Raw genomic sequence first — 19,175 nt, forward strand, 5'->3', positions numbered from 1 at the left:
TGTTGTTCGACGTCCCGCCGTGGCGATGGCGTTGATCAGGTCACCTTGAGCGTGCCCATCATGCCGAGATCCTCGTGTTCGAGGATGTGGCAATGGAACATCCGCTCGCCTGCCATCGTCTGGACCGTGGCGATGCGCACGATCTCATCCGGCTGGACATTCACCGTGTCGCGCCATGCCAGATATGGCTCGGGCGTCTTCACGCCGCCCCGCTCCCGCCCTATCACCTGAAACTGCGTGCCATGCAGATGGAACGGGTGGTCCATGTCCGTGCGGTTCTCGATCGTCCATTGCTCGACTTCGTCGCGCCGGCTTGTCAGCGTGACGCGCTTCGGATCGAACCCGGCGCCGTTGATCATGAAGCGCATGCCGGCCGGCATGCCGTGGACGGATGCGCCAGGACGGTGCATCGCAGCCATGTCCATGGCTTCTGAGAAAATCACCGACTTCTGCGCGACTGGTGCAGGAAACGGCACGATGGTCCGCAACGTTGCAGGAACTGAACGTGCGCTGGACCCGGCGCGGGCATCGGTGTGCGGCTGGAAGGTGACGTCGGCGAGCGCGTGCGCCGGATCGGGCGGCAGGCTGCCGTGGGACATCGCCATCTTGCGGCGGTCGTAGACATCGGCGGTGAGCGTCGCCTGCGAAGGCGCGCCGCCGGCGCGCACGATCACTTCCGCGCGCTCGCCGGGCGCGAGCAGCAGTTCGGTCAGACCTTCGCGTGGCTTTTCCAGCAGGCCGCCATCCGTGCCGACCTGAACGAAGCGCTGCTGTTCTCCGAGCGAAAATCTCAGATAGCGGGCACTGCACGCATTCCACAGACGCCAGCGCTCATCCTCCTTCACAGTGATGCGCGGACGGCGTGCGCCGTTCACCAGCACGAACTGCCCTTCGCGGCCGTTCATCCAGTCCATCATGTCGTTCGCGGGAATCGAGCCGTCGGTGGCCAGTTTCAGGTCGGAGAAAAACAGATGACGCTCGGGGAAGCCGGCGAGCGGATCGTCGGCGGCGCGAACGATGATCGGTCCGGCGAGCCCGCGAAACACCTGCTCCGCCGACATCATGTGCGGATGCGGGTGATACCAGTACGTGCCCGCGCTGCCCGGCGGCAAGGTGAAGCGGTACACATGGGTGGCGCCGGGCGCGATCATCGCGGACGGGTTGCCGTCCTGATCCGGCGGGACCGGCAGGCCGTGCCAGTGAATCGTCGACGGCTGCGGCAGGCGGTTGATGAAGCGGATTTCGACGGTATCGCCTTCGCGGACGTCGATCAGCGGGCCGGTGACCGGGTCCTGTGCGCTGCCCGCCCCCGATCCGTTGTATTGCCAGAAGGTGGTCGACCGGCCCGCGAGCAACCTGTGCTGCGTGGGCTCGGCGACAAGCGTCGCGCGGAACGTGCCGGCCTCGCTGCCCGCGTTCGCGAGCCTGCGGAGGTCGGGCAGCGGCGCGCCGGCAGGAAGCGCGTCGGCGGGAGCGAGTGCGCCCTGAGGCGGCGCTTTGAGCGACGGCTTTGCGTGCTGCATGCCGGACATGCCCGACATGTCGTCCATGCCCTCCATGTCTTCCATGCCCTGCATCGAATGGCCAGCGTGCTGCGCGAAGACGTCGCGCGCGAACAGCGACGCAACGGCGGCGCTCAGCGAGCGGGCGAGAAATTGCCTGCGAATCATGTTGGTTTCCTTGTTGCGAGCGAACGGGCGCAAGGCGCGGCCCGCTCGCGCGTGATCGTGCGATGGCCCGGGCGTAGGAGCAAGCTCGCGGGTCATCGATATTTCTTCGCACTGGAAGTACGTGCGAGCTGGAACGATCAGGCTATCGGTGGACGCAACGGTGGCACATGGGTGACGCCTTCGTGCCGCGGTTCCGGTAAAGGACGGGGCAACAGCGCATCAGGTACACGAGGTTCGAAACGGAATGTGACGAACAGCGCGGCGCAATGCACGCCGCAGGTCGCCATACAGCAGATGGAATGATCGTGACGACATGGTTCGCGCGACGCGGCCATATCGGCGCAATGTGACGGCGCATCTGCCGCGGCGTTCGCTGCGTCCAGCTGCATCATTTGACCGGCGGCCGCTCGCTGCGCGGCATGCTCGTTTGCGAACGCGCCCTGCGCGGTGAGCAAGGCAAGAGACAGCACGATAAAGAGACGCCACAGCGAGGTCATTGCGAAACGGATGGCAGGGAATACGCCACGAAGAACCGACATGCGAACGATGATAGCGCAAGCGATGGCGCAACCGTCTGGATATTGACACGACGCAACAAGAACACGCGCCATTGAAAAACCCCGGCGACACAACGTGTACGCCGGGGTTTTTCGCGGGTTTCTTCGGAACAGCGAAGAGACGCTTACATATTCTCGATCAGCACCTGACCAAAGCCCGAACACGACACCTGCGTCGCGCCTTCCATCAGACGCGCAAAGTCATACGTCACGCGCTTTTGCAGAATCGATTTTTCCATTGCTGCGATGATCACATCCGCCGCTTCGGTCCAGCCCATGTGGCGCAGCATCATTTCCGCCGACAGGATTTCCGAACCCGGGTTCACGTAATCCTTGCCTGCGTACTTCGGCGCCGTGCCGTGCGTCGCTTCGAACATCGCGACCGAATCCGACATGTTCGCGCCCGGCGCGATGCCGATACCGCCGACCTGCGCCGCGAGCGCGTCCGACACATAGTCGCCGTTCAGGTTCAGCGTGGCGATCACGTCGTACTCAGCCGGACGCAGCAGGATCTGCTGCAGGAACGCATCGGCGATCACGTCCTTCACGACGATGTCGCCGCCCGTCTTCGGGTTCTTGACCTTCATCCACGGACCGCCGTCGATCAGCTCCCCGCCGAATTCCTTCTGCGCCAGCGCGTAACCGTAGTCACGGAATGCGCCTTCCGTGTACTTCATGATGTTGCCCTTGTGGACCAGCGTCACCGAGCGGCGATCGTTGTCGATCGCGTACTGGATCGCCTTTCGAACCAGGCGCTCCGTGCCTTCGCGCGACACCGGCTTGATGCCGATACCCGACGTGTCCGGGAAGCGGATCTTCTTCACGCCCATTTCTTCGCGCAGGAACTTGATGACCTTTTTCGCTTCTGCCGATTCCGCCGCCCATTCGATGCCGGCGTAGATATCTTCCGAGTTCTCGCGGAAGATCACCATGTTGGTCTTCTCCGGCTCACGCACCGGCGAAGGCACGCCCTTGAAGTACTGCACCGGGCGCAGGCACACGTACAGGTCGAGTTCCTGACGCAACGCCACGTTCAGCGAACGGATGCCGCCCCCGACCGGCGTCGTCAGCGGTCCCTTGATCGAGACGACGTACTCCTTCAACACTTCGAACGTTTCTTCCGGCAGCCACACATCCGGGCCGTACACGCGCGTCGCCTTCTCGCCCGCGTAGATTTCCATCCAGTGAATTTTCTTCTTGCCCGCATACGCTTTCTCGACCGCTGCGTCGACGACCTTGATCATCACCGGCGTGATGTCGACGCCGGTGCCGTCACCTTCGATGAAAGGAATGATTGGCTGGTCGGACACGTTGAGCGAGTAATCCGCGTTGACAGTGATCTTGTCACCGCCCGTCGGAACCTTGATGTGCTGATACGGCATGATCGGACTCCAGTGATAGCTGTGCTGGTAGAAACAGCGATTGGAAGCTGATGGGGACTGCGAAACCGGGCGCTCCTCGCTACGCGCAATGCCGGACGCCTGCAAGCGGCCAGGCAGTTATTCTAGCCCACGCTGCCCTGCACGCACGGCCGGGATATGACGGCGAGAACGCGTGGCGAAACCGGGCAACACGAATGTAGCTGGAGTGGTGCCCCCTCTCTTATGTCTTATATAAGACCTAAGACTTGGCGTTTCATATTATGCATTAATATCTCGCCATTTGCCACAGCGCCCGCGCCGCATTCTCCAGTCTGCGCCACATGCCAGATACGCGACGGCGCGGAACTTCCGTCGGAATTTATTGCATGCGTCTTATCGCGCTCAACAAGCCATTCGGCACGATCTGCCAGTTCTCGCCGCACGAAACACGCGCGTCGCTGGCTGACTGGGTCAAGACGCCCGGCGTCTATCCCGCAGGACGACTCGACTCCGACAGCGAAGGCCTGCTGCTGCTCACCGACGATGGCGCCCTGCAGGCACGCATCGCCGAACCGCGCCACAAGCTCGTCAAGCGCTACTGGGCGCAGGTCGAAGGCGCACCATCGAACGACGATCTGAAAAAGCTCGTGCGCGGCGTCGATCTCGGCGATTACGTGACGCGTCCGTGTCGCGCGGAATTCGTCGAGCCACTGGAAACGCTCTGGCCACGCACGCCGCCGATCCGCTTTCGCGCGGCAATTCCCACTACGTGGATCGAACTCTCCATTACTGAAGGCAAGAACCGCCAGGTTCGCCGCATGACAGCGGCCATCGGATTTCCGACGCTGCGACTCGTGCGCGTCGGTGTCGGTGCGCTCGATATTTTTGCGCTGGGGCTCGCACCTGGCGAGCATATCGACGTGCCATTGCAGGCACCGTGGAATGGTGTCGTGTGATTTTTCACGCTCATGCGCAACGCGTATTCGCGATCTAACCCGTTGTACCGTCAGTCATTTTTCTCGCTGATGCCGAGTGACACATCAGTATGTGTCCGCGTATTCGCAGCGATGCAGAAATATTCGCGAAAATTCGCGTCAACCGCGTCGTAACCTCACGCGTTATTCGACCCAGATGCCCTCCGAAGCTATCCGGCATTCAGCCTTAAAGGCCTTTGTGCAAGCCACTCTCGCGGCAAACACAGTGGGTCCGGACGCTGGCAGACGTCATCGAAAATTTGTTCGATACGGCTGTCAACCGAAAGGTGGATGGCACGTTTACCGATCTGACTCAAGAACCGGGTCATTGGTTAATTTACCGCAACTCATGCTGAGGATTTACAAAATGAACAAACTGATCGCCGCTCTGGTCGCTGGTCTCTTCGCAACGGCAGCATTCGCACAAGCTTCGGCACCGGAAGCAGCTTCGGCAGCGCCGGCAGCAGCAGCTTCGTCGGCAAAGAAGACCACGAAGCACGCACACAAGAAGTCGCACAAGAAGGCAGCAGCAGCTGCTGCAGCTTCGGGCGCTTCGGAGTAAGTTTGTTGTAAAAACGCAGTCAAGAACTAGCAGTACTGCCGTTCTTACGGCGTTGAAAGGCAGAAGGCCGCAAGGCACTCTGCCTTTTTCTTTTTTGACGCGCTCGCGTAACATGCGCGGGTTATTTTCCAGCTAGGAGTCACGCCGTGCGAATCACCCTGCGCTCCCTCGTCGCGCGCTTCGCGTTTGCGATTGCATTGCCCGTCGCGGCCCTTTTGTTCGTCGCCACCGGTTCGAACGACGCGTACGCGCAGCAGATGCCGCCCGGTGCAAAACAGCCTGGCGATTTCCCGCGCGTCAAACTCACCGCTGGCATGTTCGTGATCGACGCCGCCGTCGCCGCCAACGATGCGGACCGCGAACAGGGACTCATGTATCGCACGACGCTCGCGCCGAACGAAGGCATGATCTTCGCCTTCAACGAAAACGCCGTGCACTGCTTCTGGATGAAGAACACGCTGATTCCGCTGTCCGTCGCGTTTATTCGCGCCGATGGCACGATCACCGATATCGACGAGATGCAGGCCGAAACCACCAACAATCACTGCCCGAAGCACAACGGCGTGTATGTGCTCGAGATGAGCAAGGGCTGGTTCACGTCGAAGGGCATCACGCCGGGCATGAAGATTCAGGGACTGCCCGCGCCGCAATAAAAAACAGCAGCGGTCCGTGCGGGATCGCCTGCCGTCCATCGGGAAGCCGGTGACACCTTCAAGGTGCACCGGCTTTTTTGCGTCCGGAGCGACGGCTGTCGCCCGAAATCTATCGATGATGCAGCGCACAGACTCCTTCCGGGTGAACTTCGGGCGACCCGCGGGCACCCCGCCGGCAACCCAAAAGCGCCACCCGGCTCCCCCGTCCGCCGCGCCTGGCAAGATTCCTGCAAAAGCCTGACGGTAGCGCTATGCTTATGGTCTTATCACAGCAGCACCGCGATCGACCGGGCGGAGCAACGCACAGCCCGGCGCCTTCCACCGGCGCGCCTTTCCAAGGAGAATCACGTGCCCAGAAAGACTCCCATTGAACGCTACCGGAACATTGGTATTAGCGCTCACATCGATGCCGGCAAAACCACCACTACGGAACGCATCCTGTTCTACACCGGCGTGACCCACAAGATCGGCGAGGTTCACGACGGTGCGGCGACGATGGACTGGATGGAACAGGAGCAGGAGCGCGGCATCACGATCACGTCGGCGGCCACCACGGCGTTCTGGAAAGGCATGGCCGGCAACTATCCGGAACACCGGATCAACATCATCGACACCCCGGGGCACGTCGACTTTACGATCGAAGTTGAACGCTCGATGCGCGTGCTGGACGGCGCGTGCATGGTCTACGACTCGGTCGGCGGCGTGCAGCCGCAGTCCGAAACCGTGTGGCGTCAGGCGAACAAGTACAAGGTGCCGCGTATTGCGTTCGTCAACAAGATGGACCGCGTCGGCGCTGACTTTTTCCGCGTGCAGAAACAGATCGGCGATCGCCTGAAAGGCGTCGCGGTGCCAATCCAGATTCCGGTCGGCGCCGAGGATCATTTCCAGGGCGTGGTCGACCTCGTCAAGATGAAGGCGATTGTCTGGGACGAAGAGAATCAGGGTATCAAGTTCGAGTACAGGGAGATTCCGGCTGAGCTTGTCGATACCGCGAAGACGTGGCACGACAAGATGGTCGAGGCCGCAGCCGAAGCGAACGAGGAATTGCTCGACAAGTACCTTCACGGCGGTACGCTGACCGAAGAGGAAATCAAGTTCGGCATCCGCAGCCGCACGATCAGGAACGAGATCGTGCCGATGCTGTGCGGCAGCGCGTTCAAGAACAAGGGCGTGCAGGCGATGCTCGACGCCGTGATCGACTATCTGCCGTCGCCGGTCGACGTGCCCGCGATCACCGGTCACGATGAAGACGACAACGAGATCGAGCGTCATCCCAGAGACGACGATCCGTTCTCGGCGCTCGCCTTCAAGATCATGACTGACCCGTTCGTCGGCCAGCTGATCTTCTTCCGCGTGTACTCGGGCGTCGTGAATTCGGGTGACACCGTCTACAACGCGATCAAGGAAAAGAAGGAACGCCTTGGCCGGATCCTGCAGATGCATGCGAACGAGCGCAAGGAAATCAAGGAAGTCTACGCAGGCGACATCGCCGCTGCGGTTGGCCTGAAAGAAGCCACAACGGGCGACACGCTGTGCGATCCGAACAACGTGATCATCCTTGAAAAGATGATCTTCCCGGAACCGGTGATCTCGCAGGCCGTCGAGCCGAAGACGAAAGTCGATCAGGAAAAGATGGGCATCGCGCTCAATCGTCTCGCGCAGGAAGATCCGTCGTTCCGTGTGCAGACCGACGAGGAATCCGGCCAGACGATCATCTCCGGCATGGGCGAGCTGCACCTGGAAATTCTCGTCGACCGGATGAAGCGCGAGTTCGGCGTCGAGGCCACCGTCGGCAAGCCGCAGGTCGCGTATCGCGAAACGATCCGCACGACGGCGGAAGACGTCGAAGGCAAGTTCGTCAAGCAGTCGGGCGGTCGTGGTCAGTACGGTCACGTCGTGCTGAAGCTCGAACCGCAGAAGCCGGGCACGGGCTACGAATTCGTCGATGCGATCAAGGGCGGCGTGGTGCCGCGCGAATTCATCCCGGCGGTCGACAAGGGCATCATCGAAACGCTGAAGGCCGGCGTGCTCGCGGGCTATCCGGTCGTCGACGTGAAGGTCACGCTGACGTTCGGTTCGTACCACGATGTCGACTCGAACGAAAACGCGTTCCGCATGGCCGGCTCGATGGCGTTCAAGGAAGGCATGCGCCGCGCGAAACCGGTGCTGCTCGAACCGATGATGGCTGTTGAAGTCGAAACGCCGGAAGACTTCATGGGCAACGTGATGGGCGATCTGTCCGGCCGTCGCGGCATCGTGCAGGGCATGGAGGACATCGCTGGCGGTGGCGGCAAGCTCGTGCGCGCCGAAGTGCCGCTCGCCGAGATGTTCGGCTACTCCACTTCCCTGCGTTCGCTTACACAGGGTCGCGCCACGTACACGATGGAGTTCAAGCACTACGCTGAAACGCCGTCGAATGTGGCCGACGCAATCGTCAATTCGAAGCACAAGTAATCGCGTTCGAAGCGGTTGAGTGGTTGTGAAGCCCGTTCCTTGTGAACGGGCTTTTTTCTATCCGGGCGGCCCGCACGTCGATGGCCAATGACCGGTCCGACACGGGCGATTTTTGAACGTGCCAGAATACCGGGACGCCCCGAGAGAGGAGACAATCATGAGCCACGATCATTCCCACGACGGCCCGCACGACCATGAGCATGAGCCCGGCGGCGACCATCCCGACTGGCGGGAAAATGGCGTGAAAGTCATCCGCGGCGATCAGCTGGACACCAGCACGGCACAGACGCCCGGCATGAACCGCGCCGCAGCAATCAATGCAGCCCGCGTCGGCGCGCAGAAGATCTGGGCCGGCACGGTCACGATCCATCCGAATGCGAAGACCGGCGCGCATCATCACGGCGCGCTCGAAAGCGTGATCTATGTGGTGCGCGGCCGGGCGCGCATGCGTTGGGGCGAGCACCTCGAATTCACGGCCGAAGCTGGCCCTGGCGACTTCATCTTCGTGCCACCGTATGTACCGCATCAGGAGATCAACGCGAGCACCGACGATCCGCTCGAATGCGTGGTCGTGCGCAGCGACAACGAGGCGGTGGTCGTGAACCTGAACATCGATGCCGTTGAAGCACCCGAAACGGTCTACTGGGTCGATCCGATCCACAAACATCCGCACGATCACTAGAGATCGACAGAAAGCGCCCTTCATGACGCCAACTACTGCCGCGCTGCGCCCTCGCCTCCTCACGCTCTACGCCGTGCTGATCGCTGCCAATCTGGCGGCGTGGGCGTGGGCGCTGATCGCGTTTCGTCACTATCCGCTGCTGCTCGGCACGGCATTGCTCGCGTATGGCTTCGGCCTGCGCCACGCGGTCGACGCCGACCACATCGCCGCGATCGATGCCGTCACGCGCAAGTTGATGCAGGAAGGCAAGCGCCCGCTGACGGTCGGCCTGTCGTTCTCGCTCGGCCATTCGACGATCGTGATTGCCGCGACCATCGGCATCGCGTTGACTGCCGTCTCGATGCATGACCGCTTCGACAGCTTCAAGGCGGTAGGCGGTACGATCGGCACCGCCGTTTCAGCGGCATTTCTGCTGGTGCTCGCGGGCGTGAACCTGATGATCCTGCGCGACGTGTGGCGTCGCTACCGGCACGTGCAGCGCGGCGGCGAACTACCGCCGGACGCGGCGACGCGCGCGCCCGCCGGTTTGCTGTCGCGCGCGCTGCGACCGCTCTTCCGTCTCGTGTCGAAAAGCTGGCACATGTATCCGGTCGGTGTGCTGTTCGGTCTCGGCTTCGACACGGCCACCGAAATCGGCCTGCTCGCGATCGCCGCCGCCGAAGCGGGCAAAGGCCTGCCGATGTATTCGATCCTCGTGTTTCCCGCGCTATTCACGGCCGGCATGACGCTCGTCGATTCCACCGACAACGTGCTGATGGTCCACGCCTACGGCTGGGCGATGGACGACCCGCGCCGCAAGCTCTACTACAACGCGAGCATCACGTTTGTGTCGGCGGTGGTGGCGATTGTGGTTGGCGGCGTCGAAGCGCTGGGCCTGCTGTCGGACACACTCGGCCTCACGGGCGGCGCGTGGGACGCGGCGGCTGCGGTCAACGCGCGCTTCGGCACGCTCGGCTACGGGATCGTCGCGATGTTCACGGCGTGCTGGATCGGCTCGGTGCTGTTTCACCGCTGGCGTCGTCCTGCGGTCACGGCACGGTAGTCGCGCAGCGCAGCAATCGCGGTGCCCGTGCGCGGGCCTGTACCGTCGTCGTGGCGACGCTTCGGGCGCTAACGCAGCACGCCTTAGCCGCCCGCCTGACACGGCGACCCGGTTATCACGCCGACGAACGTTGTCATCACGACACATGTTCCCCTGTTTCATCCGCGCGAGCGGGATTTGCGCGACGCCTGGCGTTCCGATTCCACGGGCAATCGCTTACACTGAAATCGCCCACGTCGCCGCACCACGGCTCGGGTTGACGCGCCCAACCGGGCGCGTTGTCCGATAGAACCCAACGGAACACCATTCGATGAAGAATTCCGCGGATCGCCATTCAGCCCGCCTCGCACTCGAAGCTGCACGACGCACCGCCGATGACCTCGGCAACCACGCCATCGACGAATTCCTCGCCGGCCGCCTCTCGCGCCGCGAACTGCTGCGTTACGCAGGCGTGATCGGGCTTTCGCTGGCGGGCGGCGGCCTGCTCGCTTCGCCGCGCGCGCACGCACAGGGTGCACCGAAAGGCGCCAACGCGACGATCCGCGTCGCGCACCTGATGCCGGGCGGCGCCGTCGACCCGCTGACCGTCACCGACGCCGGCGGCCTCGCGCTGCTGAACCAGACCGGCGAATTCCTGATCAACGACGACGAGCACTCACAGTTGCAACCCGCTCTGGCGCTGTCATGGCAGCCGAACGCGAAGGGCGACGTGTGGACGTTCAAGTTGCGTCAAAACGTGAAATTCCACGACGGTCAGACCTTCGGCGCGAAGGACGTGGTCGCCACGTTCGACCGCCTTGCCGATCCGGCAACCGGTTCAGCCGCCCTCTCGGTGCTGAAAGGCGTGCTGTCGAAAGGCGGCGCGAAAGTCGTCGACGAGCAGACCGTCGCGTTCCATCTCGACGCGCCGAACGGCAACTTTCCGTATTACGTTTCCTCGGACAACTACAACGCGATCATCCTGCCGGCGAATTACGCAGGCAACTACGAAAAGACCTTCATCGGCACCGGCGCGTTCAGGCTCGAAGCGTATCAGCCGAAGGTGGGCGCTTCGTTCGTGCGCAATCCCGATTACTGGGGCGACAAAGCACTGCCGCAACGCGTGCAGTTTTCGTTCTACGCCGACGAACAGGCGCAGATCCTCGCGCTGCAAGGCCGTCAGGCCGACGTGATGGGCACGTTCACCGTGCAGGGCGGCTCCGGCATCGTGAACAATCCGGAATTCAAGGTGATCGGCGTACGGTCGAGCGCGCATCGTCAGATGCATATGCGCAACGACAATCCGCTCTTCAAGGACAAGCGCGTGCGCCAGGCGCTCGCGCTGTCGCTCGATCGCGAAGTGATGGTGCGCGGGCTCTTCAAGGGCCGCGCGATGGTCGCCAACGACAGCCCGTTTGCCTCTGTCTTTCCGTCGTCGGATATGAGCGTGCCGCAGCGCAGGCTCGACGTTGCGAAGGCGAAGCAGCTGCTCGCGCAGGCGGGCGTCGCCAACGGTTTCGACGTCACGCTGACCACTGAAAAGTACATGGAGATTCCGGACCTCGCCGTCGTCATACAAAACGCGGCGAAGGCGATCGGCGTGCGGATCAATCTGAAGGTGGAAAGCCAGTCGCTGTATTACGGCGCGGGCACGCCCGGCAAATCGGACTGGCTCGACTCGCCGCTCGGCATCACGGATTACGGTCATCGCGGCGTGCCGAACGTGTTCCTCAACGCGCCGCTCACAAGCAGCGGTACGTGGAACGCGGCGCACTTCAAAAACCCGCAGTACGACAAACTCGTCGCGGATTTCGTGGGTGCGCTCGACGTGGCATCGCAGAAGAAAATCGCCGGGCAGATCGAAACACTGCTGCTCGACGAAACGCCGATCATCATCCCGTACTTCTACGACCAGTTGATCGCCACGCGCAGCGTGCTGGGCGGCGTGCGTTTCACCGCGATCGCGCAGCTGTATTTCGATCGCGCGGTACTGGCCGGTTAAGCGCCGGCGCGATCAATCCACATCGCATTCGGCGCCAGCACTTCACGCGAGCATTCGATGTCGACTCCGGCTTTTCCTTCCGCACCGAACGCGCCGCAAACAGGTAGCGGCAACGCGGGCCGCGTCGCGCGTTTTCTGGCAACGCGCATGGCGCTCTCGCTCGTCACGCTGTGGCTGCTGTCGGTGCTCGTGTTCGCGGGCGGCCAGTTGCTGCCAGGCGATATCGGCCGCGCGGTGCTTGGGCCGCTTGCCGACGCACGCGCTGTCGCCGCGCTCAATCATCAGCTCGGCGCGGACCGGCCGCTGCTAACGCAATACGCCGGCTGGATCACGCATTTCGTGCGCGGCGACATGGGCTTGTCGTACGTGTTCCGCACGCCGGTCAGGCCGTTTGTCATCCAGGCACTCGGGCATTCTGCGAAGCTTGGCCTGCTCGCGTTCATTGTCGTCGTGCCGCTTGGGATCGCGGGCGGCGTGTGGGCGGCGATGCATGCGGGACGCTGGATCGATCGCGCCATCAGCATCGCGGGCCTGTCGGCGACAGTGGTGCCGGAGTTCGTGTCGTCGATCGTGCTGATCCTGATCTTCGGCATCTGGCTGCAGTGGTTGCCGATCGAGGCCTCGTATCCGCCTGGCGCCGGCGTGTTCGAGCAACTCAGGCATCTGATCCTGCCTGTGCTGCCGCTCGTCTTCGTCTTCTTCGGCTACATCGCGCGGATGGCCCGCGCCGGCACCGTCGAGGCGCTCGACGCCGACTACACGCGCACCGCGATCCTCAAAGGTCTGCCGCAGCACATCGTGATCTGGCGACACGTGCTGCGCAACGCATTGCTGCCGACCATCACCGTCGCCGCTACGCAGCTCGGCTACATGATCGGCGGACTGGTCGTCGTGGAGACGCTCTTTCACTATCAGGGCATCGGCTCGCTGATCTACAACGCCGCGAAGGCGAAGGACTTTCCGATGCTCGAAGCCGGCGTGCTGACCATCGGCGTCGTGTACACGGTGGCGAATCTCGTCGCCGATGCGCTGCACGTGCTGCTCAATCCGCGTCTGCGTGTGCAGGGGGCCGAATGAACGCCGTCGCGCCGCCGGAAGCGGCCCGCATCCAGGAGCCGCGCTACGACCGCCTGCGTGCCCTGCTGCATTCGCCGACGTTCATCGTCGGTGTGCTGATCGTGCTTGGCTGGGTAGTGTGCGCAATCGCCGGGCCGTGGATCGTGCGGCTCGATCCGTACGCGTCCGATCCGCTCAACTCGCTGGCGCCGCCCGATCACACGCACTGGTTCGGCACCGACCAGCTCGGCCGCGATGTGTTTTCGCGCGTGATCGTCGGCGCCCGCGACATCCTCACGATCTCGCCACTCGCGACGTTGCTCGGTACGCTGGCGGGCACGGCGCTCGGTCTGGTCGTCGGCTATTTCGACGGCTGGGTCGACAACGTGATCGGCCGTGCGATCGATGCCGTGCTCGCGTTGCCACTTGTCATCGTCGCGCTGCTTGCACTTGCGGCCGTGGGCACGTCGAACTTCACGGTGATTCTCGTGATCGGCATCACGTTCACGCCGATCACCGCGCGCACCGTGCGCGCCGCCGTGCTGGCCGAACGTCATCTCGACTACGTCGCCGCGGCGCAGCTGCGCGGAGAAAACGCGACGTACATCATGTTCGCGGAGATCCTGCCCAACGTGCTGCCGCCGATCATCGTCGAAGCGAACGTGAGGCTCGGGTATGCGATTTTCGCGGTCGCGACGCTGTCGTTTCTCGGCTTCGGCATCCAGCCGCCTTCGGCTGACTGGGGGCTCGCATTATCGGAGTCGTACACGTTGATGGCGGGCGGTGCGTGGTGGACCGTCGTGTTCGATGCGGCGGCGATCGCATCGCTCGTCGTCGGCGTCAATCTGATCGCGGATAGCGTCGAAGGTGTGCTCGACCGATGAATGCGCCGCCGCCCTCCGCTTTTCCCGCCTTCGACGTCTCGAAGAGCGAGCGCACCGACGCGCTGACAATCGTCGGCCTCACGGTCAGTTACCGTTCCCGCGGACGCGATCGCGAGGTGCTGCAGGACGTCTCATTTCGCGTGAAGCGCGGCGAAGCGTACGGGCTCGTCGGTGAATCCGGATGCGGCAAGTCGACGGTCGCGATGGCCGCGTTGCGCTACCTGCCGCGCAACGGCAAGGTGAAGGCCGGCCGCATTCTGATCGCCGGCCAGGATCCGAACGCGCTCGACGCCGACGCGTTGCGCATGATGCGCGCGAAGTCGATTTCGATGGTGTATCAGGATCCTGCACGCGCGCTCAATCCTTCGCTCACCGTCGCGCGTCAGGTGTCGGAAGCATTCGAAGCTGCGGGCGCATCGTACGCGACGGCGCTCGAACGCACGCTTGAAATGCTGCGCCGGGTGCGAATCGCGTCACCGGAGCGCGTGATGGACAGCTATCCGCATCAGCTGTCGGGCGGCATGCAGCAGCGTGTCGTGATCGCGATGGCGCTCGCTTCGAATCCCGCGCTCCTGATCCTCGACGAACCGACGACTGGCCTCGACGCAACCGTCGAAGCTGAAGTGCTCGATCTGGTCGCGCAACTGCGCAAGGAGTTCGGCACGGCGGTGCTGTTCATCAGCCACAACCTCGCGGTGATCGGCCGGATGTGCGAGCGCGTCGGCGTGCTGTATGCGGGCAAGCTCGTCGAAGAAGGCACGACGCGCGATGTTTTCGCCCGTCCGCGACATCCGTATACGGTCGGCCTGCTGCGCTGTCTGCCGACGCCCGGCCGCAGCAAGGACACGGACCGGCTCGATACCATCGCCGGTCAACTGCCGCTCGCAGGCTCGGTGATGCAAGGCTGCATCTATACCGACCGCTGCCGTCTCGCCGACGATCGCTGCCGGCGCGAAGCACCGCCGCCTTATCGCGTGTGCGCTGCGCACGGCGATCAGATGTCGCGGTGCCACTATCACGAGCGCGCGATCGATCTGCCTCGCAATACCGGCGAGAAGCCGGAGCTCGCGCGACAATCCGCGAGCGATGGCACGGATGAACGCGCGCTGGTGCTGCGCGCGGAACATGTATCGAAGACATTCCACGTGTCGGGCGCAGCGTTACGCGCCGTCGATGACGTCTCGCTCGAACTGATGAAGGGCGAGACGCTCGGCCTCGTCGGCGAATCGGGAAGCGGCAAGACGACGCTCGCACGGCTGCTGCTCGGCCTCGTTTCGCCCGACGCAGGCAGTGTCATCGAACTCGACGGCGCGTTGTTGCCGGCGCGCGTCACCCGACGCAACGACGAGCAGGTGAAGTCGCTTCAGATCGTGTTCCAGAACCCGGATTCGGCGCTCAACCGCGCGCATTCGGTGAAGCGGCTGATCGGTCGCGCGTTGTCGCGGCTGGGTTCGCTGCGCGGTCAGGCGCACGGCGCGAGGCTCGCCGCACTCGCCGCGGCAGTGCGCCTGCCCGACCGCTATCTTGGCGTGCGCACGCGTCAGCTGTCGGGCGGGCTCAAGCAGCGCGTCGCGATTGCGCGCGCGTTTGCGGGTGATCCGCGGGTCGTTGTCTGCGACGAACCGACTTCCGCGCTCGATGTCTCCGTGCAGGCCGCGATCCTCAATCTGCTCGCCGACCTGCAACGCGAACGCGGGGTGAGCTATGTGTTCATCTCGCACGATCTGAACGTCGTGCGCTACTTGTCGGATCGCATTGCGGTGCTCTATCTCGGTCGTCTGATGGAGATCGGGCCGGCCGGCGCGGTGTTCGATGGTCCGCATCATCCGTATACCGAAGCGTTGATTTCTTCGATCCCAACGCTCGATTCAAACAGCGGCGCGCAACGCGTCCGTCTGTCCGGTGACCTGCCTTCGGCGTCGGCGCCGCCTTCGGGCTGCGTCTTTCATACGCGCTGCCCGCGCAGGCTCGGCGCGATCTGCGAACAGCAGGATCCGCCGATGCACGATGCGGGCGACGGTCATCACATCCGCTGCCACATCCCCGTCGAAGAACTTCGCGTGCTCCAGCGCGATACGACGCGAAGCGAAGCGTGACGTGAGATAGCGCGACGCGTCGGTTTGTCTGCTGAATGCGGACGCTTCATCGATGACACGTCTCGCGCGGCGATTCACGTCGTGCGTTTCACCGTCGAAACGTTTTTATGCGATTCCTGAACGCCTGCATCGGGTGCGGTACGTGCGCGCCATGTACGACGCGGGTTTGCGGGCAGTGGCATGGTTGTCGCTACGGGAGGTGCGGGCAACCGGCACGCGATCAGCGACAACGGGGTTGAGCTTTCCGACACGGTTGGCCGATGCAGATAACGGCTTCGTGCTTCGCCGATAGTGTGCGAGGCGCGCACTGTGCGGACCAGACACGGGGAGCAACAAGGCTCGCGTTATGACGGGCCCTCCGCATACGAGGCGGCCAATAAGAGACGGCGGCAGACGAGGCGTCGCCCTCTCGTCGGGAGAGATGTGATGAATAACACGAAGTTAACTAAGCACTACTACGGGTTACGGGATGCGGCAGTGTGTATTGCTGGCGCGGCGACTTTAATGGCAGTGCATGTCGCGCACGCCGCATCGACGAGCGAGGTGATCCCGCAATGGATTCTGGTCGCCGATGCGCCGTTGCCGGCAAGCGGCGGACAGGCCGGTACTCCAGCGGCTATGTCTGCTACGCCCGCGACACCGGCCTACAACGCGGCGACCCAGTCGTCGGCAAAAGGCGTCGCGGCGGGCTCCCCTCTCGTGGGAAGCAGCCTGACGGCAGACGCATCGCTGCCGGGCAGCGGCGACTCCGCTGACGCGATCGGCGCTGCGGACGGCGCGGCCGTTCTCGCGCAACGGGGCACGCTCGCGACCGGCGCACCATCCGACGCCAGCACAACAGCAGCCGACGATGCAGCGGCCGTCTTCCAGACGACGCGGGAATGTCGCAGCAACACAGTCGGCATCTGCGATCCGAAACAGGCGAACGGCGGACGCGGTGGAAGCGGCGGCGCGGCGTCGAGCGGCGCAAACAGCAGTAATAGTGGCAGCAACAGCAGCGGCGGTGGCAGTGGCGCGGGCGCATCGGCGGGGAGCTCGAACGGCAGCGCGTCCGCCGGAGGCAAAGGTGGTGGTGGCGGTGGTGGCGGTGGCGGTGGCGGTGGTGGCGGTGGCGGTGGTGGCGGTGGTGGCGGTGGCGGTGGTGGCGGTGGTGGTGGTGGTGGTGATGGTGGCGGTGGTGGTGGTGGCAGCGGCGGTTGCGGCTGCGGCGGCGGTGGCTCCAGCGGCAACGGCAGTAGCGGTCACGGCGGTGGCTTTGGCGCCGGCGGTCCTGGCGGTGGCTTCGGTGCGGGTGGTCCCGGCGGTGGGTTTGGCGGTGGTTTCGGAGGTGGTGGCGGCTTCGGCGGAGGGTATGGCGGCGGCTCCGGCGGTGGTGGCCACGGCAGTGGCAACGGACATTAGATCCGTAGCAACGGAACGGCGCCCCCGTGCCGTTCCGCAGATCCGAAACGATTCGGCTCCTTGCCGGTCCGAGCCTGTGTTGGCGGTGACGTCCCGATCCCCCGGTCGGACGTCGCCGCCAGGGCCGGACACGTCCCTTCTGTGGTCCCTTCCCTTTCGCCTCAACGGCATCGGCAGCTTCAACTGCGCCGACAGTTCCGACAGCGCATCGCGCGGCAGCCGGAACCAAATGGCATGGATCGCCTCATATTGAATTCAACGTTCAGCATGAGGACAACACGATGCAAAGACATGTCCCCTCACCCGTCGCGCGCACTGCATCAGCCCTGCTGATGGCCACCACGCTCGGCTTCGCCTCGCTGGCGAACGCGCAGACGCCTGCTCAACCTGCTGCCCCGGTCACAGCCGTGGCGCCACCCGTCGATCCGTCCTTCTCCGCGTATTCGCTCGCACAACGCTGCAAGAAGAAATCGGATAACGTCGCGCAAGGTCAATGCGTCGGCGCGATTCGCGGCATCATCCGCGGCTATCAGTACGGCGTGCTGTTTCTCGGACAGCGTGCGTCGCTGCCCCCGAACGAAACCCAACGCGTATCGCTATGCCTGCGCGACACGCAGGTCTCCACCATCGTCGACGATTTTCTTAAGGACGCCGGTCAGGTCAGCGACGATGCTCTCAAGCGCGCGCCCGCCGAAGTCGCCGTGCTCGGCTCCGTCCATTCACATCACCCCTGCAACTGATCCATGCGCGTTGCACACGCGCATGAGCAGACACACCTCACAGCATTTCGAGCGGCCGCTTGCTGCGCGGCGGCCGGAAATGCGCATCGATGGCAGCGTATTCGTCGACGGTGAGTTGCAGGTCCAGCGCGCGGCGGTTGTCGCGTACATGCTCAATGCGGCCTGACTTCGGAATCGCGAAGACCTCCGGCCGGCGCAGCACCCACGCGAGCGCCACCTGAAACACGGACACGCCACGCGCGCTGGCGATGTCGTCGAGCGGCGAGCGTTTCGGCAGACGCGCATGATCAACCGGGCTGTACGACATCGCCGGCATCGCGCGCTCCGCGAGCCAAGGCAGCAGGTTGAACTCCGGTCCCCGTCGCGCGACGTTGTAGAGAATCTGGTTCGTCACGCAGGCGTCGCCCCCTGGCACGTCGAAAAGTTGTTCCATGTCGTCGGTGTCGAAGTTGCTGACGCCCCAATGACGGATCTTGCCCGCCCGACGCAATGTCTCAAATCCTTCGACGGTCTCCGCAAGCGGCACCGATCCGCGCCAGTGCAACAGATACAGATCGAGGCGATCAGTCTTCAGACGCTTCAGGCTCTGCTCGCAGGCTGCCTGCACACCACGCCGGCTTGCATTGTGCGGATAGACCTTGCTGACGAGAAACACGTCGTCGCGCACGCCGTGCAATGCTTCGCCCAGCAGCGATTCGGTGGCGCCGTCGCCGTACATTTCGGCGGTGTCGATAAGCGTCATCCCCAGTTCGATGCCTTCGCGTAGCGCTGCTATCTCGGCAGCGCGGCGCGCAGGCTGCTCGCCCATTTCCCACGTGCCCTGCCCCAGCTTCGGAATGCGCTCACCATCGGGCAGGCTCACGCTGGCGATCTCGTTCGTCATGGTTACTCCTTGTTTCCGGGTTTCTTCGCAGCACAGACAGCGCGGACATGCGCGCATGCGGACGCGCCGCGGCGATGACAATTCGAACGAGTTTATCCGTTCACGAAGGCGCATAGAGACCCACCCGCAAAAGCCCGCTATAACGCGAGGGCGCCAATGACATAGAATTGCCGCTTGCC

Annotated in this window: 16 protein-coding genes; 12 read left to right on the top strand and 4 right to left on the bottom strand. The window is 63.6% G+C overall.

The features are described from left to right. Positions 1–35: 35 nt before the first annotated feature. From P3T16_RS13910 to icd, 3 genes are all read right to left on the bottom strand, one after another. A complete protein-coding gene (locus tag P3T16_RS13910) occupies positions 36–1,670 on the bottom strand; it encodes a multicopper oxidase family protein (RefSeq protein ID WP_429342729.1) in 1,635 nt (544 codons plus the stop codon). Positions 1,671–1,807: 137 nt separating this feature from the next. Further along, on the bottom strand, positions 1,808–2,392 hold the full coding sequence (locus P3T16_RS13915; protein ID WP_429342860.1) for a hypothetical protein: 585 nt from the start codon (positions 2,390–2,392) through the stop codon (positions 1,808–1,810). Beyond that, positions 2,353–3,609: an NADP-dependent isocitrate dehydrogenase gene (icd, locus tag P3T16_RS13920; RefSeq protein WP_429254602.1), complete on the bottom strand. Its 1,257-nt coding sequence runs from the start codon at positions 3,607–3,609 to the stop codon at positions 2,353–2,355. The genes P3T16_RS13915 and icd overlap by 40 nt, the downstream gene beginning before the upstream one ends. A gap of 365 nt (positions 3,610–3,974) precedes the next feature. On the opposite strand from icd, the gene P3T16_RS13925 reads away from it, so the two are divergent. The 12 genes from P3T16_RS13925 to P3T16_RS13980 all read left to right on the top strand — a co-directional run bounded on the left by P3T16_RS13925 (position 3,975) and on the right by P3T16_RS13980 (position 18,113). Next, positions 3,975–4,544, top strand: coding sequence for a pseudouridine synthase (locus P3T16_RS13925; RefSeq protein ID WP_429342730.1), 570 nt, complete (start codon positions 3,975–3,977; stop codon positions 4,542–4,544). Between the two features lie 385 nt (positions 4,545–4,929). Beyond that, entirely contained in the window at positions 4,930–5,124 is a 195-nt protein-coding gene (locus P3T16_RS13930; protein ID WP_429254604.1) for a hypothetical protein, read from the top strand. A gap of 146 nt (positions 5,125–5,270) precedes the next feature. Beyond that, the gene (locus P3T16_RS13935) at positions 5,271–5,777 is read left to right on the top strand and encodes a DUF192 domain-containing protein (RefSeq protein WP_429254605.1); all 507 of its coding nucleotides are present in this window, start codon (positions 5,271–5,273) and stop codon (positions 5,775–5,777) included. A gap of 348 nt (positions 5,778–6,125) precedes the next feature. Next, positions 6,126–8,231 (top strand): elongation factor G, encoded by a 2,106-nt coding sequence (gene fusA, locus P3T16_RS13940; protein ID WP_429254606.1) that lies wholly within the window; start codon positions 6,126–6,128, stop codon positions 8,229–8,231. Between the two features lie 157 nt (positions 8,232–8,388). Beyond that, complete coding sequence (locus tag P3T16_RS13945; protein WP_429254607.1) at positions 8,389–8,913, top strand: cupin domain-containing protein; 525 nt, start codon at positions 8,389–8,391, stop codon at positions 8,911–8,913. 22 nt (positions 8,914–8,935) lie between these two features. Next, on the top strand, positions 8,936–9,955 hold the full coding sequence (locus P3T16_RS13950; RefSeq protein WP_429342731.1) for a HoxN/HupN/NixA family nickel/cobalt transporter: 1,020 nt from the start codon (positions 8,936–8,938) through the stop codon (positions 9,953–9,955). Positions 9,956–10,265: 310 nt separating this feature from the next. Beyond that, positions 10,266–11,936, top strand: coding sequence for an ABC transporter substrate-binding protein (locus P3T16_RS13955; protein WP_429342732.1), 1,671 nt, complete (start codon positions 10,266–10,268; stop codon positions 11,934–11,936). 57 nt (positions 11,937–11,993) lie between these two features. Further along, positions 11,994–13,013, top strand: coding sequence for an ABC transporter permease (locus tag P3T16_RS13960; protein ID WP_429342733.1), 1,020 nt, complete (start codon positions 11,994–11,996; stop codon positions 13,011–13,013). Next, on the top strand, positions 13,010–13,876 hold the full coding sequence (locus P3T16_RS13965) for an ABC transporter permease (protein WP_429254611.1): 867 nt from the start codon (positions 13,010–13,012) through the stop codon (positions 13,874–13,876). The genes P3T16_RS13960 and P3T16_RS13965 overlap by 4 nt, the downstream gene beginning before the upstream one ends. Then, positions 13,873–15,972 (top strand): ABC transporter ATP-binding protein, encoded by a 2,100-nt coding sequence (locus P3T16_RS13970; RefSeq protein WP_429342734.1) that lies wholly within the window; start codon positions 13,873–13,875, stop codon positions 15,970–15,972. The genes P3T16_RS13965 and P3T16_RS13970 overlap by 4 nt, the downstream gene beginning before the upstream one ends. Before the next feature lie 426 nt (positions 15,973–16,398). Further along, positions 16,399–17,373 carry a hypothetical protein gene (locus P3T16_RS13975; protein WP_429342735.1) on the top strand — a complete coding sequence of 325 codons (975 nt, stop codon included), beginning with the start codon at positions 16,399–16,401 and terminating at the stop codon, positions 17,371–17,373. Between the two features lie 281 nt (positions 17,374–17,654). Further along, the gene (locus P3T16_RS13980) at positions 17,655–18,113 is read left to right on the top strand and encodes a hypothetical protein (protein WP_429342736.1); all 459 of its coding nucleotides are present in this window, start codon (positions 17,655–17,657) and stop codon (positions 18,111–18,113) included. Between the two features lie 37 nt (positions 18,114–18,150). Here P3T16_RS13980 and P3T16_RS13985 read toward each other — a convergent pair whose 3' ends face one another. Next, the gene (locus P3T16_RS13985; RefSeq protein WP_429342737.1) at positions 18,151–18,996 is read right to left on the bottom strand and encodes an aldo/keto reductase; all 846 of its coding nucleotides are present in this window, start codon (positions 18,994–18,996) and stop codon (positions 18,151–18,153) included. Between the last annotated feature and the right edge of the window lie 179 nt (positions 18,997–19,175).

The sequence above is a fragment of the Paraburkholderia sp. GAS42 genome (genome assembly GCF_050436565.1).
GTDB lineage: Bacteria > Pseudomonadota > Gammaproteobacteria > Burkholderiales > Burkholderiaceae > Paraburkholderia.